Source organism: Pseudomonas cedrina subsp. cedrina (assembly GCF_001983175.1).
GTDB classification, from domain to species: Bacteria; Pseudomonadota; Gammaproteobacteria; order Pseudomonadales; family Pseudomonadaceae; genus Aquipseudomonas; species Aquipseudomonas cedrina.
Genome location: NZ_MNPW01000005.1, coordinates 250964 through 272703 on the forward strand (window position 1 = coordinate 250964; position 21740 = coordinate 272703).

At 62.1% G+C, this 21740-nt stretch carries 17 protein-coding genes; 14 read left to right on the forward strand and 3 right to left on the reverse strand.

Going from position 1 to position 21740, the window contains the following annotated elements; translation table 11 throughout:
• Nucleotides 1-163: 163 nt before the first annotated feature.
• Nucleotides 164-598 (reverse strand): YkgJ family cysteine cluster protein, encoded by a 435-nt coding sequence (locus BLL36_RS12185; protein WP_003171132.1) that lies wholly within the window; start codon nt 596-598, stop codon nt 164-166.
• Nucleotides 599-824: 226 nt separating this feature from the next.
• Between BLL36_RS12185 and BLL36_RS12190 the strand changes: the two genes are divergently transcribed.
• From BLL36_RS12190 to BLL36_RS12205, 4 genes are all read left to right on the forward strand, one after another.
• Nucleotides 825-3275 (forward strand): glycogen/starch/alpha-glucan phosphorylase, encoded by a 2451-nt coding sequence (locus tag BLL36_RS12190; protein ID WP_076951668.1) that lies wholly within the window; start codon nt 825-827, stop codon nt 3273-3275.
• A gap of 158 nt (nt 3276-3433) precedes the next feature.
• Entirely contained in the window at nt 3434-6961 is a 3528-nt protein-coding gene (locus BLL36_RS12195) for a DUF2339 domain-containing protein (protein ID WP_076951669.1), read from the forward strand.
• On the forward strand, nt 6961-8313 hold the full coding sequence (locus tag BLL36_RS12200) for a DUF3999 domain-containing protein (RefSeq protein ID WP_076951891.1): 1353 nt from the start codon (nt 6961-6963) through the stop codon (nt 8311-8313). Before BLL36_RS12195 ends, BLL36_RS12200 begins: the two co-directional genes overlap by 1 nt.
• Before the next feature lie 109 nt (nt 8314-8422).
• Entirely contained in the window at nt 8423-9433 is a 1011-nt protein-coding gene (locus BLL36_RS12205) for a class 1 fructose-bisphosphatase (RefSeq protein WP_053253909.1), read from the forward strand.
• 147 nt (nt 9434-9580) lie between these two features.
• On the opposite strand, the gene BLL36_RS12210 is transcribed toward BLL36_RS12205, so the two are convergent.
• The gene (locus BLL36_RS12210) at nt 9581-9763 is read right to left on the reverse strand and encodes a hypothetical protein (RefSeq protein WP_076951670.1); all 183 of its coding nucleotides are present in this window, start codon (nt 9761-9763) and stop codon (nt 9581-9583) included.
• Between the two features lie 165 nt (nt 9764-9928).
• Here BLL36_RS12210 and BLL36_RS12215 point away from each other — a divergent pair, with 165 nt between their 5' ends.
• Together BLL36_RS12215 and BLL36_RS12220 are read left to right on the forward strand one after the other, a co-directional pair.
• Nucleotides 9929-10183: a hypothetical protein gene (locus BLL36_RS12215; protein WP_076951672.1), complete on the forward strand. Its 255-nt coding sequence runs from the start codon at nt 9929-9931 to the stop codon at nt 10181-10183.
• 30 nt (nt 10184-10213) lie between these two features.
• Complete coding sequence (locus BLL36_RS12220; protein WP_076951674.1) at nt 10214-10783, forward strand: lipocalin family protein; 570 nt, start codon at nt 10214-10216, stop codon at nt 10781-10783.
• A 126-nt stretch (nt 10784-10909) separates the two neighbouring features.
• Here the strand turns inward: BLL36_RS12220 and BLL36_RS12225 are convergent, their stop codons facing one another.
• A complete protein-coding gene (locus BLL36_RS12225) occupies nt 10910-12274 on the reverse strand; it encodes a formimidoylglutamate deiminase (RefSeq protein ID WP_076951676.1) in 1365 nt (454 codons plus the stop codon).
• A gap of 148 nt (nt 12275-12422) precedes the next feature.
• Here BLL36_RS12225 and hutC point away from each other — a divergent pair, with 148 nt between their 5' ends.
• The 8 genes from hutC (at nt 12423) to BLL36_RS12265 (ending at nt 21691) form a co-directional block, all read left to right on the forward strand.
• Nucleotides 12423-13133 (forward strand): histidine utilization repressor, encoded by a 711-nt coding sequence (gene hutC / locus BLL36_RS12230; protein ID WP_197678495.1) that lies wholly within the window; start codon nt 12423-12425, stop codon nt 13131-13133.
• Nucleotides 13130-13690, forward strand: coding sequence for a HutD/Ves family protein (locus tag BLL36_RS12235; protein ID WP_076951679.1), 561 nt, complete (start codon nt 13130-13132; stop codon nt 13688-13690). Before hutC ends, BLL36_RS12235 begins: the two co-directional genes overlap by 4 nt.
• Nucleotides 13691-14087: 397 nt before the next feature.
• Nucleotides 14088-15758, forward strand: a complete 1671-nt coding sequence (gene hutU, locus BLL36_RS12240; protein WP_162279245.1) for a urocanate hydratase — start codon at nt 14088-14090, stop codon at nt 15756-15758.
• Between the two features lie 54 nt (nt 15759-15812).
• A complete protein-coding gene (locus BLL36_RS12245) occupies nt 15813-17258 on the forward strand; it encodes a purine-cytosine permease family protein (RefSeq protein WP_076951681.1) in 1446 nt (481 codons plus the stop codon).
• A 69-nt stretch (nt 17259-17327) separates the two neighbouring features.
• Nucleotides 17328-18293 (forward strand): ABC transporter substrate-binding protein, encoded by a 966-nt coding sequence (locus BLL36_RS12250; RefSeq protein WP_076951683.1) that lies wholly within the window; start codon nt 17328-17330, stop codon nt 18291-18293.
• Between the two features lie 71 nt (nt 18294-18364).
• The gene (locus BLL36_RS12255) at nt 18365-19216 is read left to right on the forward strand and encodes an ABC transporter permease (protein WP_076951684.1); all 852 of its coding nucleotides are present in this window, start codon (nt 18365-18367) and stop codon (nt 19214-19216) included.
• Nucleotides 19213-20037, forward strand: a complete 825-nt coding sequence (locus tag BLL36_RS12260; protein ID WP_076951686.1) for a quaternary amine ABC transporter ATP-binding protein — start codon at nt 19213-19215, stop codon at nt 20035-20037. The genes BLL36_RS12255 and BLL36_RS12260 overlap by 4 nt, the downstream gene beginning before the upstream one ends.
• A gap of 145 nt (nt 20038-20182) precedes the next feature.
• On the forward strand, nt 20183-21691 hold the full coding sequence (locus BLL36_RS12265) for an HAL/PAL/TAL family ammonia-lyase (RefSeq protein ID WP_076951688.1): 1509 nt from the start codon (nt 20183-20185) through the stop codon (nt 21689-21691).
• The last annotated feature ends 49 nt before the right edge of the window (nt 21692-21740 follow it).

The window sequence follows — 21740 nt, forward strand, 5'->3', positions numbered from 1 at the left end:
CCCCCGGTCGAAAGGCCGGGGGCGTTTTTTTATGCCTGCAGGATTTGTAGTGACTGTGCTGGCTCCATCGCGGGCAAGCCCGGCTCCCACAGGGGAATGCATTCCAACTGTGGGAGCTGGCTTGCCTGCGATAGGGCCCTCAAGAACCCTGCAAAAATCTGGATCAGAACTTATCGAGCGTCTTGAACTTGGTCTCGCGCACCACTTCCTTGGGCTTATACGCGCAATACCCCGGCCGCGGCCCGATCTTCGGGTGATTGCGGCAAGTATCCGGGCGCTTGTCGTAAATGGTGCAGAAGCGCGTCTTGCGATCCAGGTACAAGCAGTCGTTGTTGCTCATGCGCTGCAGAGTAAAAATCTCGGACTTGGAATTGTAGCGCTCGACGATGCCTTCCTTCTGCAAGCGCTTGGCGATGTTCTTCGGCGGGTCGCCGCGCTCGAACTCATCAACGATGCCAATGCGGATCAGGTCCTTGATCTTCACTTCGACCGGCAGCGTGCAGCAGCTGGACACGCAGCCGCCGCACATGTGGGCGGAATATTTCTGCCAGGTCTCGAGACGGTCGAGTTCCGCGGCGGCGATCAATTGAGGCTTCATCAGGGTTCCAGGGTGGGGCGGTGTCCGGGCGCGCGATCATACCGGGATTGATGATTTTTTGAACAATATTTTCAAGATTTCATCTTTGCCGGAGATCGGGCACGACCCCTGCATCTAATCCTTTCAACAGTGAATGAGTTAAAAAACTGACGAACCAGCGCCTACGCCGTGTGTCAGAGCGTCTAGGCTCTAGCAACTCCTTCTATCTCGCCCGAGGTCGCATTTGATGTCTCAGGAACCACTTGCACGAGAAGCAGAGGTAGCCGCGTTCCGCGATGCCGTCTTGACCAAGCTCACCTATGCGGTGGGCAAGGACCCGGATCACGCCTTCGACCATGACTGGTTCGAAGCCATTGCCTTGGCCGCCCGCGACCAGATGGTCGACCACTGGATGGACCATACGCGGCGTATTTACCGCAAAGGCCAGAAACGGGTCTATTACCTTTCCCTGGAATTCCTCATCGGCCGCCTGCTCTATGACAGCCTGAGCAATCTCGGCGTGCTCGAGATCGCACGCGACGCGCTGTCCGAGTTGGGCGTGGACCTTGAGCGCATCCGCCTGCTGGAGCCCGATGCGGCGCTTGGCAACGGTGGCCTGGGGCGCTTGGCTGCCTGCTTTATGGAAAGCATGTCGACACTGGGCATTGCCGGTCACGGCTACGGCATTCGGTATGAGCACGGCTTGTTCCGCCAGGCGATTGTCGATGGCTGGCAACAGGAGCAGACCGAACGCTGGCTGGATTTCGGCAACCCGTGGGAGTTCGAGCGGGCCGAAGTGATTTACCCGATCGGTTTTGGCGGCAGCGTCGAAACCCTGCCGGACGCTTCCGGCAAGCTGATCCAGGTGTGGACGCCCAGCGAAACGGTACGTGCCGTTGCCTACGACACCCCGGTGGTCGGCTGGCGCGGCGCCAGCGTCAATACCTTGCGCCTGTGGCGCGCACGGGCGGTCGAAGACCTGCACCTGGAACGCTTCAACGCCGGTGACCACCTGGGCGCCGTCGCCGAAGTGGCGCGCGCCGAGAGCATCTCGCGCGTGCTGTACCCGGCTGACAGCACGGAAGCGGGGCAGGAACTGCGCCTGCGCCAGGAATACTTCTTCGTCGCGGCCTCCCTGCAAGATCTGCTGCGTCGCCACAAGAACATGCACGGCTCGGTGCTGAGCCTGGGCGAACACGCGGCGATCCAGCTCAACGACACCCACCCGTCCATCGCGGTGGCCGAGCTGATGCGTCAATTGGTTGACCTGCACGACATCCCGTGGGAAGCCGCATGGGACGTCACCGTCGAAACGCTTTCCTACACCAACCACACCCTGTTGCCCGAAGCCCTGGAAACCTGGCCGGTCGGGCTGATGGAGCGCATGTTGCCGCGGCACATGCAGATCATCTACCTGATCAACGCCCAGCACATCGACTCGCTGCGCGCCAAGGGTGTGCACGATTTCGACGTACTGCGCGCGGTATCGCTGATCGAAGAAGACAACGGCCGTCGCGTGCGTATGGGCAACCTGGCGTTCCTCGGTTCCCACAGCGTCAACGGCGTGTCCGGTCTGCACACCCAGCTGATGCGCAGCACGGTGTTCTCCGAATTGCACAAGCTGTACCCGGAGCGCATCAACAACAAAACCAACGGCATCACCTTCCGTCGCTGGTTGTACCAGGCCAACCCCAAGCTCACCTCGATGCTGGTGGAGGCATTGGGCCCGGACATCCTCGACACCATGGAAACCCGCCTGAGCGAGCTGGAAACCTTTGCCGAGAAGCAAACGTTCCGCAAAGCCTTCGCCGATCAGCGCCTGCACAGCAAACGCGCGCTGGCCGAGATCATCCACGAGCGCCTGGGCATTTCGGTGAACCCGGCGGCGATGTTCGACGTGCAGGTCAAGCGGATCCACGAATACAAGCGCCAGTTGCTCAACTTGCTGCACACCGTGGCGCTGTACCAGGCGATCCGTGCCGAGCCTGAGGTCGACTGGGTGCCGCGCGTGAAGATCTTCGCCGGCAAGGCGGCGGCGAGTTATCACCAGGCCAAGCTGATCATCAAGCTGACCAACGATATCGCGCGCACCGTCAACAACGACCCGACCGTGCGTGGTTTGCTCAAGGTGGTGTTCCTGCCCAACTACAACGTCAGCCTGGCGGAAAGCATCATTCCGGCGGCGGACTTGTCGGAGCAGATCTCCACCGCCGGCTTTGAAGCGTCGGGCACCAGCAACATGAAGTTCGGCCTCAACGGCGCGCTGACCATCGGCACCATGGACGGCGCCAACGTGGAAATGCACGAGCGTGTCGGCGCCGAGCACATGTTTATCTTCGGCCTGAGCGCGCAGCAGGTGGAAGCCCGCAAACAGGCCGGTGAGTTCAGTGCCGGGCCGGATATCGCGGCGTCGCATCGCCTCAACGATGTGCTGCAAGCGATCCGTGGCGGGGTGTTCTCGCCGGATGATCCGGGTCGCTACGTGGGGTTGATCGACGGGCTGATCGACTACGACCGGTTCCTGGTGTGTGCCGACTTCGATTCGTACTGGGACGCCCAGGCCAAGGTCGAAGCGCATTGGCATGACTCCAAGGCCTGGTGGCGCTCGGCGGTGCTGAATACGGCGCGGATGGGCTGGTTCAGCTCGGACCGGACAATCCGCGAATACGCCACCGAGATCTGGAAAGCTCTCGACTAAACACTGCAATACCCCTCTGTGGGAGCGGGCTTGCCCGCGATGGCGGCGTGTCAGTTTGCAAATATGTCGACTGATACACTGCAATCGCGGGCAAGCCCGCTCCCACATTGGTTTCGCGTCGATATACTGAGCGCCGGTTTGCTCAGGGAATATCGACCATGCAATGGATTTTCATGCTGCTGGGCCTGGTGCTCGGTTGGACGCTCGATGAGTCGTTCAGCGATGCGGGTATCGGTGCGCTGTTGGGGCTCGGCATCGGCCAGGCAATCCGCCTGGCCAAGCTGTCGGCCCAGGCGGATCAGCAAGCGCTTGCGTTGGAAACCACCCAGAAGGCCCTGATCGCGCTGGGCGAGCGTCTGCGACAACTGGAAGTGCCTGCGCCGTCGAGCAACTTCGTTGTCGAAGCATCCACCCCTGAACTTACCCCTGAACCCGTACCTGTCGCTGAGGCGCCCGACCTTGTCTGGGAGCTGCCTGCCGCATTGGCGCCCGTCGCGATGGTCGCCGAACCGAGCCAGCCGTTACCGGACGACGTCTGGACACCTGCTCCAACCCCCCGCCCACCGCAAGAACCAGCCATCCCGCGCGGCCCCAACCTGATCGAACGTGCCATCAGCGGCGCGCGCAATTGGCTGTTCGGCGGCAACACGGTGCTGCGCGTCGGTGTGGTGCTGTTGTTCCTCGGCCTGGCCTTCCTGCTGCGCTACGCCACCGAAGGCATGGTGGTGCCGATCGAGGTGCGTTACGCAGGCGTAGCCGCAGCCGCCCTCGGCCTGCTGGGCCTGGGCTGGTGGCTGCGGCTGCGCAACAGCAACTACGGTTTGATGCTGCAAGGCACCGGCATTGCGGTGTTATACCTGACGGTATTCGCCGCGATGCGCCTGCATCCGCTGATCGACCCGAGTGCGGCCCTGGGCCTGCTGGTGGCGGTCACGGTGTTTTCGGCGATCCTGGCGATTACCCAGGACGCGCTGGGGTTGGCTTGCGCGGCGGCATTGGGCGGTTTTGCCGCGCCGATACTTACGTCCACCGGCGCCGGCAACCATGTGGCGCTGTTCAGTTATTTCGCCTTGCTCAATACCGGCATCCTCGCCATCGCCTGGTTCAAGGCCTGGCGCTTGCTCAACCTGATCGGTTTTGTCGGCACGTTCGGCATCGGCTTCGCGTGGGGCATGCGTTCCTACACGCCGGAACTGCTGTGGAGCACCGAGCCGTTCCTGATCCTGTTCTTCCTGATGTACCTGGCGATCGGCCTGCTGTTCGCCCGGCGCAAGCTGGTGGAAATGGGTGATGCCCCCGAAGGGCGTGATGCGTTGCTGCGTTGGTCGGCGGCCAAAGGTGATTACGTCGACGGCAGTATGCTGTTCGGCCCGCCGCTGGTGGGCTTTGGTTTGCAGTTCGCACTGGTGCAACACTTGGAGTTCGCCGCAGCGTTCAGTGCACTGGGCCTGGGCATTATCTACATGGGCCTGGCGCGGTTGCTGAGCGGCGGTCGTGCCTTGCTGCTGGCGGAAACCTGCCTGGCCCTGGGCGTGATCTTTGCCAGCCTGGCGATTCCATTGGGCCTCGATGCGCGCTGGACCGCTGCGGCGTGGGCGGTGGAAGGCGCCGGGATCTTCTGGCTGGGCCTGCGTCAACAGCGGCCACTGGCGCGGGCCTTCGGCTTGCTGCTGCAAGTGGGCTCGGCGCTGGCGTTCCTCAGCGAGCTGCGCCTTGGCGAGCACACCTTGCTCGATGGCGCCCCATTGGGTGCGCTGATGCTGGGCGCGGCGTTGCTGTTCAGCTTTGATCAGTTGCGCAAAGCGTCCCCTGAACAGGCGACGGCGTCGGAGCGCAAAGGCCTGCCGATATTGGCGAGCCTTGGCTTGAGCTTTTTGTACCTGCTTGCCCCCATGCTGCTCGATACCCAGGGCACGGCGGTCAGTTGGGCGCTCGCGGGCCTGGCGACGCTGTTCGTCGGCCTGCGCATCGGTTCGCGTACGTTCCTGTTCACGGCGTTTGGCGTGCAGTTGCTCGGCGGTGCGTTGTTCCTGCTGCGCCTGCAAGGTGGCGACGGGACGGCCGTGTTCAATGCCGGTTGGAGTGGCTTGCTCACGGCCTCGCTGATCGGCCTGGCCTTGATCGGCGGCATGCTGATGGCGGCGCGCGATGACCAGGTGCGCGGCGATGTGCGCCTGTTGCGCGGCTTGTCGGTGGTGCTGCTTGCGGGCCTCGTCCTGATCAATCTCGCCGTGCTGTTCGTGCTGCCTTGGCAAAGCGCCAGCGGTGTGTGGGCGGCCAGCGGTTTGTTGATCATCTGGCTGAGCCTGTACCTGCAGCAGCGCGTCAGCTTTGTGTTCGGCTTGCTGCTGCAACTGATTGGCGGCGGCTCATTCCTGCTGTCGGTACCGGAGCTGCTTGGGCCGTTGACCGGTGAAGGATTACGCCCGTTGGCCCACAGTGGTTTCTGGACACCGATGGTGCTGGGCCTGGCCGCATTGGTCGGTGCCTGGCGCCTGCAGCGTGAACCTCATGCGCCCGTGTTTGCCGTGCTGAAGCTGCAACGCTTGTCCGACCTGCTGCTGGTGTGGGGGGCGGCGTGGTGGACGATGGCGCTGGCCGGCGAAGTGCTGCAGTTTGTTCCCGGTGAACTGCGCGGTGCTTTCCTGCTCGGCATCGCGGCCGCCAGCGTGGCGATCTGGACGCTGTTGGCGGCACGCCTGCGTTGGGCGTCGCTGGGCATGCTTTGCACCATGCTGATGCCGGCGGCGGGCTTGGTGCTGCTGGTCTCGGCGCACACCTATTACCACCCGGCGGCGCAGTACGGCTGGCTGGCGTGGCCGGCCGTGTTCCTGGTGCATTTCGTCTCCCTGCGGCGCTTGGCAACGGTGGTGGCGAGCAGGGCGCTGGGCATCGCCCATGTGCTGGGCTGCTGGATGTTGATCGGCCTGCTGGCGCTGGAATTGCGCTATGGCCTGCTGCGTTTCTCGGCCGAATACAACGCCTGGCGCTGGTTGGGCTGGGCAATTCTGCCAAGTCTCTACCTGGTACTGGCCGCCGCGCCGCGCAACTGGCCGTGGCCGGTGTCGGCCTATCCGCGCGAGTATCGAGTGGTCGCGGCACTGCCATTGGCCGTGCTGATGCTCGGTTGGTTCTGGCTGGCGAACAGCTTCAGCGACGGCACGGCCGACCCGTTGCCCTATGTGCCGTTGCTAAACCCGCTGGACCTGGGCCTGTTGTTCGCGTTGCTGGGGGTGTACGTGTGGTCGCGCAGCGTGGCGCCGCAACGCGGGCCACGGGCCGAGTTGCTCGCCCAGGGCGTGGCGGGGCTTTCACTGTTCGCGTTCTTCACCGCACTGGTGATGCGCACCGCGCACCATTGGGGCGGGGTGCCGTTTGCGCTGGACGCCTTGCTCGAATCGATGCTGGTGCAAGCCGGCCTGTCGATCATATGGACCTTGATCGCCCTGGGCCTGATGATCGGCGGCCACCTGCGCCATCGTCGCGAGGTGTGGTTGATCGGCGCGGCGCTGATTGCGGTGGTGGTGGCCAAGTTGTTCTTTGTCGAACTGAGCAATCGTGGCGGCCTGGCGCGGATCGTGTCGTTTATTGGCGTCGGCGGCTTGTTGCTGGTGGTGGGCTATTTTGCGCCGCTGCCGCCCAAGCGTGCCGAACCTGTGCTGGAAACTGAAGGAGCAGCCTCTTGATCGGTAAGTTGAGCGTGGCCCTGTTGGGCGTGTGTGCGATGTGGTCGGCGTGGGCCCAGGAACGCCCGGCGGATTTCGCCAGCCAGGTGCCACTGAGCATCAGCGGCAACGGCCCGTGGTATCGCCTGGAATTGCCGTTGGACGTGCAATTGAATGCGCGTCAGGCCGACCTGAGCGATGTGCGTGTCTTCAACGCGGCCGGGGAACCCCAGGCGTATGCGTTGTCGCGCCAGTCGTCCCAGCGCACAGAAAGCCGCAACGTCACGGACGTGAAGTGGTTCCCGCTGTACGCTGCCGACACCCGGCAGGCCTTGCCCGGCGTGGTGATGAAAACCACCCGCGAAGGCACCCTGGTGGAAATCAAGCCGGGCACGGCCGCGAAGACCGGCAAGCAGGTCCTGCGCGGCTGGGTGCTGGACGCCAGCGCGATCAAGGCGCCGTTGCAGCAACTGAGCCTCGACTGGAGCGGCGAGCAAGATGGCTTCCAGCGTTTCAGCATTGAAGCCAGCGACGACTTGCAGCACTGGCAATCCTGGGGCGATGGGCAAGTGGCGCGCTTGTCGTTTGCCGACGAGCGGGTCGAGCAGCATGACGTCAGCCTGCCGGGGCAATCGGCGCGGTACCTGCGCCTCGTCTGGCAAGGCCAGGCCGCGCCGCTGCTGTCCTCCGCCAAACTGGCAAGCGCCACCAGCAGCAGCCTGCCGGCACCGCTGGTGTGGTCGCAGCCATTGGCCGGCACGCGGCTCAAGGCCGGCGAATACAGCTGGCAGTTGCCCATGGGGCTGAATATGGAGCGCGTGCGTATCGAGCTGAAGCAACCCAACACGCTGGCGCCGGTGACGGTGTCGGGGCGCAGTGATGCCAAGCAAGCGTGGCAGCCCTTGAGCAATGGGTTGTTGTACCGCCTGTCCCAGAACGGCCAGGACCTGGTGCAGGATGAGTTGCAGTTGCCGGGCCAGGTCGTCAGCCAGCTCAGGGTGCAGGTGGACGAGCGCGGCGGTGGCCTGGGCGCGCAAGCGCCGGCCTTGCGTTTCGCGGTACGCACAACCCAGTTGGTGTTCCTGGCGCGGGGAGAGCCGCCGTTCAGCCTGGCATTGGGGAGTGCCTCGGTGAAGGCCGCCAACCTGCCGCTGTCGACGCTGATCCCGAACTACAGCGCCGAGCGCCTCAAGGCGCTCGGGCAGGCCAGCATTGCGGGGGCGGTCGCCGTCACATCGCCTGCGGTTGTGGCGCCTGTCGAGAGCGGGCCGAACTGGAAAAAACTCGGCCTGTGGGCCGTATTATTGCTGGGCGTGGCCGCGCTGGGCGCCATGGCCTACAGTTTGCTGCGCAAGCCGCCGGCGGCAGGTTAAATAAAGTCCATGAACTCTATTGGGTTTAAATCCTCTGATAGGAGGAAATACGCCCAGACTCGCGCTAAACTGCGCGGGTTTTCAAGCCCCCTATTGTCCGGAGCCTTACATGTCCCGCGTTACCTTGAGTCGCTATTTGATCGAGCAGACCCGCAGCAACAACACGCCTGCCGATCTGCGCTTCCTTATCGAAGTGGTGGCGCGTGCCTGCAAGGAAATCAGCCACGCCGTGTCCAAAGGCGCACTGGGTGGTGTCCTGGGCAGCATGGGCACTGAAAACGTGCAGGGCGAAGTGCAGAAGAAACTCGACGTGATCTCCAACGAGATCCTGCTCGAAGCCAACGAATGGGGCGGTCACCTGGCCGGCATGGCGTCCGAAGAAATGGACAATGCCTACCAGATCCCGGGCAAATACCCCAAAGGCGCCTACCTGCTGGTGTTCGACCCACTGGACGGCTCGTCCAACATCGACATCAACGCCCCGGTCGGCACCATTTTCTCGGTACTGCGTTGCCCGAACGAATACCTGAGTCAGAACGAAGCCCTCAACGAAAAGGCCTTTTTGCAGCCAGGCACCGAGCAGGTCGCTGCCGGCTACGCGATCTACGGCCCGCAGACCATGCTGGTGCTGACCCTGGGCGACGGCGTCAAGGGCTTCACCCTGGACCGTGAAATGGGCAGCTTCGTGTTGACCCACGAAGACATCACCATTCCTGCGTCCACCCAGGAATTCGCGATCAACATGTCCAACCAGCGCCACTGGGAAGAACCTGTCACCCGCTACGTGGGCGAACTGATGGCCGGCGAAGAAGGCCCGTTGAAGAAAAACTTCAACATGCGCTGGGTCGCCGCGATGGTGGCCGACGTGCACCGCATCCTGACCCGTGGTGGCTTGTTCATGTACCCACGCGACAGCCGCGAGCCGTCCAAGCCGGGCAAGCTGCGCCTGATGTACGAAGCCAACCCGATGTCCTTCCTGGTCGAACAGGCCGGCGGCGCATCCACCGACGGCCACCAGCGCATCCTTGACATCCAGCCCGAAGGCCTGCACCAGCGTGTGGCAGTGTTCCTGGGTTCCAAGGAGGAAGTTGAGCGTGTGACGGGTTACCACAAGAAGTAAAACTTTGTGGCGAGGGAGCTTGCTCCCGCTCGGGTGCGCAGCGCCCGCAAGCTTTTGGGGCTGCTTCGCAGCCCGGCGGGAGCAAGCTCCCTCGCCACATAAGCGTTCAGACCTGAAGGTTTGAACCACAAGAAGCCCCGAAACGTTTCAGCGTTTCGGGGCTTCTTTATTTTTGCGGGTATAGGCGGTTTGGCTCTGGTCAAGTTCTTTGAATACCTCGTCAAGGTCCTGATAATGCCCCAACTCGATTTCCCGACCGCCTGAAGCAAGTAGTTCCAACATCGCTTTGGTTTCCGGAGCGTAAAGCTCGGATTTGTTTTTTTCACTCATAAGCTTGGGTCCTCATCCAAGTGCGAACATTGCTATTTTTGCAGGACAGCGCAGTCCTTGCGCAGAAAAAATAAATACCACCCCTCGTCGGGAACCAGACACCTCTTTTCCCTTCTAAGCTTCTGGCAGATACCCACGCTGCTTCGTCCCTCCAGGAGTTTTTCCATGTCGTTACGCCGTCTCGCTCTGCTGGCTTTTTGCGTGCTGTTGGCCGCTTGCAGCAAGGTCAATCAAGAAAACTACGAAAAATTGTCGGCTGGCATGGCCAAGGCTGAGGTGGAGTCGTTGTTGGGCAAGCCGACCGATTGTTCCGGCGCACTGGGCATGTCCAGCTGCACCTGGGGCGATAAAAACAGCTTTATCAGCGTTCAATATGCCGGTGACAAGGTTCTGATGTTTTCCGGGCAAGGCCTGAAGTAAACCGGGGCGAGAGCCTGCGGGAGAAGAAGAATGATGCGTTTTGTTTTGTTCCTTTGCGCCAGCCTGTTTTTGGCGGGCTGCGCCAGCCATTCTGGCGATGATCTGCAACCCAAGACCGCGACCAACGTCAACCTCAAGCGTTACCAGGGCACCTGGTATGAGTTGGCGCGATTGCCGATGTACTTCCAGCGCAACTGCGCGCAGTCCGAAGCCCGCTACACGCTGTTGCCCGATGGCGACATGTCGGTGTTCAACCGCTGCCTGACGACTGAGTGGAAGTGGGAAGAAGCCAAGGGTACCGCCACGCCGCAAGTGCCGGGTAAGACCGATAAGCTCTGGGTGGAATTCAACAACTGGTTTACCGCGTTGTTGCCGGGCGTCGCCAAGGGCGATTACTGGGTGCTGTATGTGAGCGACGACTACAAGACCGCGCTTGTCGGCAGCCCGAGCCGACGCTACATGTGGATCTTGTCGCGCACGCCGACGGTGAGCGCCGATACTCGCGAAGACTTGCTGAGCAGGGCGCGGCAGCAGGGGTATGACACTACGCGATTGATCTGGCGTACGTCGGACAAGCAGATGGCGAAGACTTCGCAATAATCGGAAAACACTGCCGTTCAAATGTGGGAGCTGGCTTGCCTGCGATAGCATCACCTTGGTGTGACAGACACACCGCGGTGCCTGCATCGCAGGCAAGCCAGCTCCCACATGTGTTTTAGGCTGTTCTTAACTCAGCAAATCTCTCAGGACCTGGGTAAACGCTCGGCTGCTTTCTTCCTCGCCGGCATGCCGCCCATCGCGCACCACCCACTTGCCGTTCACCAGCACATCACGCACTTGCCGATCACCGCCGGCAAACAGCCAACGATTGAGAATCCCGTCTTCCGTTGCCGTCGCCAGGTACGGATCGTTGCCGTCCAGCACAATCCAATCCGCACGTTTACCCACTTCCAATCGACCCACCGGCTGCCCTAACGCCTGGGCTCCACCGTCCAGCGCGGCATCGAATAGCGTACGGCCAACCATCGGCTGATCATTGCGATACAGGCGATTGCGCCGTTGATCGCGCAGGCGCTGGCCATATTCGAGCCAGCGCAGTTCTTCCACCACACTCAATGACACATGGCTGTCGGACCCGATGCCCATGCGCCCGCCCTGTGCGAGAAAATCCACCGCCGGGAAAATCCCGTCTCCCAAATTGGCCTCGGTGGTCAGGCACAACCCTGCAATCGCGTGGCTCCTGGCCATGCGCGTGACTTCATCGGCATCGGCGTGAGTGGCATGCACCAGGCACCAGCGTTCATCCACGTCGACATTGTCATATAGCCATTGCAGCGGGCGCTTGCCGCTCCAGGCCAGGCAATCGTCGACTTCTTTCTGCTGCTCGGCGATGTGGATATGCACCGGGCAGGCTTTATCGCTGGCGGCCAGCACATGATTGATCTGTTCGGGCGTGACCGCACGCAACGAGTGAAAGCACAGGCCTAACTGCTGGGCCGGCTGGGCGGCAAGGATCGGCTTCAGGCGCGCCTGCAGGTCCAGGTAATGCTCAGTACTGTTGATGAACCGCCGCTGGCCTTCATTCGGCGCCTGGCCACCGAACCCCGAGTGGGTATAGAGCACCGGCAGCAGCGTCAGGCCGATGCCGCTGCCGGCCGCCGCCTGGCTGATCTGTCGCGACAGCTCAGTGCCATCGGCATACGGCTGGCCGTCGGTATCGTGGTGCACATAGTGGAATTCAGCCACCGAGGTATAGCCGGCCTTGAGCATCTCGATGTACAGCTGACGCGCGATGACCTGCAATTGCTCCGGGCTGATCTGGCCGACCATGCGGTACATCAAGTCGCGCCACGTCCAAAAGCTGTCATTCGGGTTACCGGCCACTTCGGCCAAACCGGCCATGGCACGCTGGAATGCATGGGAATGCAGGTTCGGCATGCCCGCCAGCACCGGGCCTCTGAGCCGTTCGGCGGCATCAGAGCTGGCATTGGCTTCGACCTTTGTCAGCAGGCCTTCGGCACTGACTTCAAGGCGTACATCATTGGCCCATCCACTAGGCAGCAGCGCGCGCTCGGCGAAAAAAGCGGACATGATCAGAACACTCCGGTCGTGTGTTTATTTGTATATACATATACAGACGTTTGCCTGCTCGGTAAACTCCGGCAATCTATGCATCTTTTTCCCCTTGCAAGGATTCCCTGTGCCGACTCCGCCCGCCAAGTCTTCGCTGGCTGCCCACATGGACGAAAGTCCGGCGCCCTTGTATGCCCGCGTCAAACAGATGATCAGCCAGCAGATCCTCAGCGGCAACTGGCCACCCCATTACCGTGTACCGTCCGAGAGCGAATTGGTCAGCCAGCTGGGTTTCAGCCGCATGACCATCAACCGCGCCCTGCGCGAGCTCACCGCTGAAGGTCTGCTGGTGCGCATGCAGGGCGTCGGCACCTTCGTCGCCGAGCCCAAGAGCCAGTCGGCGTTGTTCGAAGTGCACAACATTGCCGATGAGATCGCTTCGCGCGGTCACCGGCATACCTGCCAGGTCATCCACCTGGGCGAGGAGGCTGCCGGCTCCGAGCGCGCGGTCGCCCTGGAGATGCGCGAAGGCGGGCGGGTGTTTCATTCGTTGATCGTGCACTTCGAAAACGATATCCCCGTGCAAATCGAGGACCGTTTCGTCAACGCCCTGGTCGCCCCAGAATACCTGCAACAGGATTTCACCCAGCAAACGCCGTACGCCTACTTGAACCAGGTTGCACCGCTGACCGAAGGCGAGCACGTGGTCGAAGCCATTCTCGCCGATGCGGCCGAGTGCAAGCTGTTGCAGATCGAGCCCACCGAACCGTGCCTGTTGATCCGCAGGCGTACCTGGTCGGGCCGTCAGCCGGTGACTGCCGCGCGTTTGATCCACCCCGGTTCCCGCCACAGCCTGGAAGGACGGTTCAGTAAATGAGTACGCTAAACATCTGGCGCGCAGCCGACTACGTGCGCATGCCGTGGAAAAACGGCGGCGGCAGCACCGAAGAAATCACCCGCGATGCCGGCGATGGCCTTGAGGGCTTTGGCTGGCGCCTGTCGATCGCCGACATCGCCGAGTCGGGCGGTTTCTCCACCTTCGCTGGTTACCAGCGCGTCATCACCGTGATCAAGGGCGCGGGCATGGTCCTGACCGTGGATGGCGAAGAGCAGCGCGGCTTGTTGCCGTTGCAGCCCTTTGCATTCAAGGGGGACAGCCAGGTGTCATGCCGCTTGATTACCGGGCCGATCCGCGATTTCAACCTGATCTATTCGCCACAGCGCTACCACGCGCGCTTGCAGTGGGTGGATGGCGTGCAGCAGTTTTTCAGCACGGCGCAGACGGTGCTGGTGTTCAGTGTGGCGGATGAGGTGAAGGTGTTGGACCAGACGTTGGGTCATCACGACTGCCTTCAAATTGACGATAACACCGGCTTGCTCGATATCTCTGTCAGCGGCCGCTGCTGCATCATCGAACTGACCGCACGCGGTTAAAAATGTGGGAGCGGGCTTGCTCGCGAATGCGGTGTATCAGTAGCAGATAAGCTGGCTGACCCACCGCATTCGCGAGCAAGCCCGCTCCCACATTGGGTTCTACATCGCTCTCACGTCCTGTTTCCAGTGCGCACCATTTTGTTACCGAATGCCCCAGCGTGGCGCAAACCCGCGCTGACGTGACAAGCCTCCCCTCCAGCAAAACTCCTCCGCAAGAAATTTCATCCAGCCTCAAAGCCCTGACTTCCAAGGCTCGCACGCACTTTCCCAAAAAATCCTCTCCGCTCCCCGCAAAAGTTGGCCGCTTGATTGCATATGCTTGTATGTACAAGTAAAGGTGTGTGCGTAAGAGTCGTCTTCGCACCAAAGCATGCGCATCGATCGAGGAGTTTTTGTTGTGACCAAGCCTATTAAGTACCGTGATGTCGAAATCCGCGCCGCCCACGGTAACAAGCTCACCGCCAAAAGCTGGCTGACCGAAGCGCCGCTGCGCATGCTGATGAACAACCTCGACCCGCAAGTGGCCGAGAACCCCAAGGAACTGGTGGTATATGGCGGTATCGGCCGGGCCGCGCGTAACTGGGAATGCTACGACCAGATCGTCGAGAGCCTCACGAACCTGAACGACGACGAAACCCTGCTGGTGCAATCCGGCAAACCGGTCGGGGTGTTCAAGACCCACAGCAACGCCCCGCGTGTGCTGATCGCCAACTCCAACCTGGTACCGCACTGGGCCAGTTGGGAGCACTTCAACGAACTGGATGCCAAGGGCCTGGCCATGTATGGCCAGATGACCGCCGGCAGCTGGATCTACATCGGCAGCCAGGGCATCGTCCAAGGCACTTACGAAACCTTCGTCGAAGCCGGTCGCCAGCATTACGACAGCAACCTCAAAGGCCGTTGGGTGTTGACCGCGGGTTTGGGCGGCATGGGCGGCGCACAACCGTTGGCCGCCACCCTGGCCGGCGCGTGCTCGCTGAACATCGAGTGCCAACAGGTCAGCATCGATTTCCGCTTGAACAGCCGCTATGTCGACGAGCAAGCCACCGACCTCGACGACGCCCTGGCGCGCATCGCCAAGTACACTCAGGAAGGCAAGGCCATCTCCATCGCCCTGCTGGGTAATGCGGCTGAAATCCTGCCGGAACTGGTCAAGCGCGGTGTGCGCCCGGACATGGTCACCGACCAGACCAGCGCCCACGACCCACTTAACGGCTACCTGCCGGCCGGTTGGACCTGGGACGAGTACCGCGCCCGCGCCAAGACCGAACCGGCAGCCGTGATCAAGGCCGCCAAGCAGTCGATGGCGGTGCACGTCCAAGCCATGCTGGACTTCCAGAAGCAAGGCATCCCGACCTTCGACTACGGCAACAACATCCGCCAGATGGCCCAGGAAGAAGGGGTGCAGAACGCCTTCGACTTCCCTGGCTTCGTACCGGCCTACATCCGCCCGTTGTTCTGCCGTGGCATCGGCCCGTTCCGTTGGGCGGCGCTGTCCGGCGACCCGCAAGACATCTACAAGACCGACGCCAAGGTTAAAGAGCTGATCCCGGACGACGCCCACCTGCACAACTGGCTGGACATGGCCCGCGAGCGCATCAGCTTCCAGGGCTTGCCGGCGCGGATCTGCTGGGTCGGCCTGGGCCAGCGCGCCAAGCTGGGCCTGGCCTTCAACGAAATGGTACGCAGCGGCGAATTGTCGGCGCCGGTAGTGATCGGCCGTGACCACCTCGACTCCGGCTCGGTCGCCAGCCCCAACCGCGAAACCGAAGCCATGCAGGACGGCTCCGACGCCGTGTCCGACTGGCCGCTGCTCAACGCCTTGCTCAACACCGCCAGCGGCGCGACCTGGGTCTCGCTGCACCACGGCGGCGGCGTGGGCATGGGCTTCTCCCAGCATTCGGGCATGGTCATCGTTTGTGATGGGACCGACGATGCGGCTGAACGAATTGCCCGTGTGCTGCACAACGACCCGGCGACCGGGGTGATGCGCCACGCGGATGCCGGTTACCAGATCGCGATCGACTGCGCCAAGGAGCAGGGCCTCAATCTCCCGATGATCAAATAACTCACCTTTGATCTGCTGTGAACCAGAAAACAATCCACCAGAGGTTGAACACACATGGCTGCAAACGACACCACCCCGTTGATCGAAAGGCGTTCGATCGACTACATCCCGGAAGCGGAAAGACACGGTCGTCTCTTGAGCCAGTTCACCCTGTGGATGGGCGCCAACCTGCAGATCACCGCGATTGTCACCGGGGCCCTGGCCGTGGTGCTGGGCGGTGATGTGTTCTGGTCGTTGATCGGTCTGTTGATCGGCCAACTGATCGGCGGCGGGGTCATGGCGTTGCACGCCGCGCAAGGGCCCAAGCTTGGCCTGCCGCAGATGATCTCCAGCCGCGTGCAGTTTGGTGTGTATGGCGCGGCTATTCCGATCGTGCTGGTGTGCCTGATGTATCTCGGCTTCACCGCCACCGGCACCGTATTGTCCGGCCAGGCGCTGGGCCAGTTGTTCGGGGTCAGCGACAGCGTGGGTATCCTGATCTTCGCCAGCGTCATCGTGCTGGTCACGGTGCTCGGTTACCGGGTGATCCATTTCATTGGTCGTGTCGCCAGCATCATTGGTGTGATTGCCTTTGTTTATCTGTTCAGCCGTCTGATCAGCCAGACCGACGTTGGCGCACTCCTGCAAATCCGTCACTTCAGTTGGAGCAGCTTTCTGCTGGCGGTATCGCTCGCGGCCTCCTGGCAAATCGCCTTCGGTCCTTATGTGGCGGACTATTCACGCTACCTGCCGAGTAATACGTCCTCGGTCAAAACCTTTCTCGCCGCCGGCGCGGGTTCGGTCATTGGCGCGCAGGTGGCGATGGTGCTCGGCGTGTTTGCCGCGGCCATGTCCAACGGCCAATTCGCCGGTCATGAAGTGGCCTACATCGTCGGCCTGAGTGGCACGGGGGCAACCGCTGCGCTGCTGTATTTCAGCATTGCGTTCGGCAAGGTCACCATCTCGACGCTGAATTCCTACGGCAGCTTCATGTGCATCGCGACCATCATCAGCGGCTTTCGCGGACGGCTGGAGGTCACACGGTTGCAGCGCCTGGTGTTCGTGCTGGCCATCGTCGGTACGGCGACCCTGATCGCGTTGCTCGGCCAGCACTCGTTCCTCGGTGCGTTCAAGTCGTTCATTCTGTTTCTGCTGGCGTTCTTCACGCCCTGGAGCGCGATCAACCTGGTCGACTACTACTGCATTACCCGCGAGCGCTATGACGTGCCGGCGCTGGCCGACCCGAACGGTCGCTATGGCCGCTGGAACCTGCTGGGTATCGGCGTGTACGTCTTCGGTGTGCTGGTGCAGTTGCCGTTCATCTCCACCAAGTTCTACACAGGCCCCCTGGTGGCCGCGCTGGGTGACGTGGATATCTCCTGGATCATCGGCCTGGTGCTTCCCGCCGCCGTGTATTACCTGTGCGCGAAAAAATGGCACAGCGCTGTACCCGATCAACTGATCCTGCCGCCAGAGCAGGGCGCTACACCCATAAAAGCCGGGCTGGCCGTACAAGCCTGATGGGACGTGGACAGGGCAGGACGCCTACTGACTGCCGTAATCCATTTCAAGATTGGGAGCGTCACAACAATGAAAATGACTAAGACCCTGTTGGCCACACTGTTCGCTACGGGCTTGCTGGCCTCTGCGGGCGCCCAGGCGGCCGGTTGGTGCGAATCGGGCAAGCCGGTGAAATTTGCGGGCTTGAACTGGGAAAGCGGCATGTTGCTCACCGACATCCTGCAGACCGTGCTGGAAAAAGGCTACGACTGCAAAACCGACAGCCTGCCGGGTAATTCCATCACCATGGAGAACGCCCTGAGCAGCAACGACATCCAGGTGTTTGCCGAAGAATGGGTCGGCCGCAGTGAAGTCTGGAACAAGGCCGAGAAGGCCGGCAAGGTCGTCGGCGTCGGCGCCCCGATTGTTGGCGCGATCGAAGGCTGGTACGTACCGCGCTATGTGATCGAAGGCGACGCCAAGCGCAAGCTTGCGCCTAAGGCACCTGACCTGAAAAACATCGCAGACCTGGCCAAGTACGCCTCGGTGTTCAAGGACCAGGAAGAGCCATCCAAGGGCCGCTTCTATAACTGCCCGGCCGGCTGGACCTGCGAGCTGGACAACAGCGAAATGCTCAAAAGCTACGGCCTGGAAAGCACTTACACCAATTTCCGCCCAGGCACCGGCCCGGCGCTGGATGCGGCGGTGCTGTCGAGCTACAAGCGTGGCGAGCCGATCCTGTTCTACTACTGGTCGCCCACGCCGCTGATGGGCCAGGTCGACCTGGTCAAGCTGGAAGAAAAACCCGGCGTGGATAAAACCGTGAGCATCAAGGTCGGCCTGTCCAAGACCTTCCACGAGCAGGCCCCGGAACTGGTGGCCGTGCTGGAAAAAGTCAACCTGCCGATCGACCTGCTCAACCAGAACCTGGGGCGCATGGCCAAGGAGCGCATCGAATCGCCGAAACTGGCGAAGATCTTCCTCAAGGAACATCCTGAAGTCTGGCACGCCTGGGTCAGTGAAGACGCCGCCAGGAAAATCGACGCGGCCTTGTAGGTAGAGTGCGTCCGGCTACCCTCAGGGGTGGCCGGGCGACTGGCCGCACCCCACTGGATCGAGAGCACGCTATGTTCCCTGAGAGTTTTACGTTTTCCATCGCCGACTGGGTCAACGGTTGGGTGGACTCGCTGGTCACCAACTACGGTGATGTGTTCCGGCATATCTCCGACACCCTGCTATGGGCCATCGTCAACCTGGAAGGCCTGCTGCGCGCAGCGCCCTGGTGGCTGATGCTCGCCATCGTCGGTGCCGTGGCCTGGCATGCCACGCGCAAGGTGGTGACCACGGCGGTGATCGTCGGTCTGCTGTTCCTGGTCGGCGCGGTCGGCCTGTGGGACAAGCTGATGCAGACCCTGGCCTTGATGCTGGTCGCCACGGTGATCTCGGTGCTGATCGGCATTCCGCTGGGCATCCTGTCGGCGCGCAGCAATCGCCTGCGTTCGGTGCTGATGCCGCTGCTGGACATCATGCAAACCATGCCCAGTTTCGTGTACCTGATCCCGGTGCTGATGCTGTTCGGCCTGGGCAAGGTCCCGGCGATCTTCGCCACGGTGATCTACGCCGCGCCGCCGCTGATCCGCCTCACCGACCTGGGCATTCGCCAAGTCGACGGCGAAGTCATGGAAGCTATAAACGCCTTCGGTGCCAACCGCTGGCAGCAACTGTTCGGTGTGCAACTGCCGCTGGCGCTGCCGAGCATCATGGCCGGCATCAACCAGACCACCATGATGGCGTTGTCGATGGTGGTGATCGCCTCGATGATCGGCGCCCGTGGCCTCGGTGAAGATGTACTGGTCGGCATCCAGACCCTCAACGTTGGCCGTGGCCTCGAAGCCGGGCTTGCGATCGTGATTCTCGCTGTGGTCATCGACCGCATTACCCAGGCCTATGGTCGTCCACGGCACGAGGCGAACAAATGACTACTGTCAGCAAAATCGAAGTCAAGAACGTCTTCAAGATCTTCGGCAACCGCGCCAAGGATGCGCTGGCCCTGATTGGTCAGGGCAAGACCAAGGACCAGGTGCTGGCCGAGACCGGTTGCGTGGTCGGCGTCAACGACCTGTCGCTGAGCATCGCCACCGGAGAGATCTTCGTGATCATGGGCTTGTCGGGCTCCGGCAAGTCGACCCTGGTGCGCCACTTCAACCGGCTGATCGACCCCACCAGCGGCGCGATCCTGGTGGACGGCGAAGATATCCTGCAATTGGACATGGAAGCCCTGCGCCAATTCCGTCGGCACAAGATCAGCATGGTGTTCCAGAGCTTCGGCCTGCTGCCCCACAAGAGCGTGCTCGACAACGTCGCCTACGGCCTCAAGGTGCGCGGCGAGACCAAGCAGGTGTGCGCCGAGCGCGCATTGCACTGGGTCGAAACCGTGGGCCTCAAGGGCTACGAAAACAAGTACCCGCACCAGCTATCCGGCGGCATGCGCCAGCGCGTCGGCCTGGCCCGCGCGTTGGCGGCGGATACCGACATCATCCTGATGGACGAGGCCTTCAGTGCCCTCGACCCGTTGATTCGCGCCGAGATGCAGGACCAGTTGCTGGAGCTGCAAAAGACCTTGCACAAGACCATCGTGTTCATCACCCACGACCTCGACGAAGCGGTGCGCATCGGTAACCGCATTGCGATCCTCAAGGACGGCAAGCTGATCCAGGTCGGCACCCCGCGCGAGATCCTGCATTCGCCGGCGGATGAGTATGTGGATCGGTTTGTCCAGCGGCGGGCGGCGGTGGTCTGACCCGGTTTTTGTGGTGAACCGGCTGGCGCCATCGCGGGCAAGCCCGGCTCCCACAGTTGAACTGTGTGAACCCGATCAAATGTGGGAGCTGGCTTGCCTGCGAAGAGGCCGGTAAGGCTGCACAAGAACTGAAGAAGGTACGAAGATGCCCCAGGCAACAACAATCACCATCGCCGACGCCCGGCTACATTGGCAGGACGTGGTCGCCGTCGCCCGCCACGGTGCATTGCTCGAACTCTCGGGCCAGGCTTGGGCGCGTATCGACAATGCCCAGGCCATCGTGCAACGCATCGTCACCAGCGGCGAGCGCGCCTATGGCGTGAACACCGGCCTGGGCGCGCTGTGCAATGTGTCGCTGCAAGGCGAGCAACTCAGCCAACTGTCGCGCAATACCCTGCTCAGCCATGCCTGCGGCGTCGGGCCGGTGCTCAGTGATGAGCAGACCCGCGCGATCATCTGCGCCGCCATCATCAACTACAGCCACGGCAAATCCGGGCTGCATCCGCAGGTGGTGCACGCGCTGCTGGCGCTGCTCAACCATGGCATCACGCCACAGGTGCCGTCCCAGGGGTCGGTGGGGTATCTGACCCATATGGCCCACGTTGGCGTGGCACTGCTCGGCGTCGGCAATGCCAGCTATCGCGGCCAGGTGGTGACAGCGCAAGCGGCATTGGCCGCCGAAGGTTTGCAGCCGGTGGTCCTGGGCGCCAAGGACGGCCTGTGCCTGGTCAACGGCACGCCGTGCATGACCGGCCTGAGCTGCCTGGCCCTGGCTGACGCGCATCACCTGCTGCAATGGGCCGACGTGATCGGCGCCATGAGTTTCGAAGCCCTGCGCGGTCAGATCGATGCCTTCGATGCAGAAATCATCGCGCTCAAGCCGCACCCTGGCATGCAACAAGTGGGCGCCAATTTGCGCGCCTTGCTCGATGGCAGCGAAGTGATCGCCAGCAGCAAAGGCATCCGCACCCAGGACGCCCTGAGCCTGCGCTCGATCCCGCAGATCCACGGCGCGGCCCGCGATCAGGTTGAACACGCGACCCGCCAGATCGAGACCGAACTCAATAGCGCTACCGACAACCCGTTGTTGCTCGGCACGCCGGAGCATTACCGCGTCGTGTCCCAGGCCAACCCCCACGGGCAGTCCGTGGCGCTGGCGGCCGACCTGCTGGCGATCGCCATGGCCGAAATCGGCTCGGTGGCCGAACGGCGCCTTGACCGCCTGATCAACCCGCACGTCAGCGGCTTGCCGGCGTTCCTGGTCAGCAACCCTGGGGTCAATTCCGGGATGATGATCGTGCAGTACGTCGCCGCTTCGCTGTGCGCGCAGAACCGCCAGTTGGCGCAACCGGCGGTGCTCGACAACTTCGTCACCTCGGGCCTGCAGGAAGACCACCTGAGCATGGGCACCAATGCTGCGCTCAAGCTGCACCAACTGCTGGCCAACGTTACGCAGATCCTCGCTATCGAGTACTTGCTGGCGGCCCAGGCGTTCGAGTTCCTCAAGGACCAGCGCTTCGGCGCCGGCACCGACCGCGCCTGGCGCTTGCTGCGTGAAGGGGTCCCCGCTTACGAACAGGACCGCTGGCTGGCGCCGGATATTGCCAGCGCCGCCGACGTGATCAAAAACACCGCACTGCCGGATGTGCACTGAACGCTGATTTATTCAAAAGAAGTATTCACAAGAACAATTCACAAGGAGA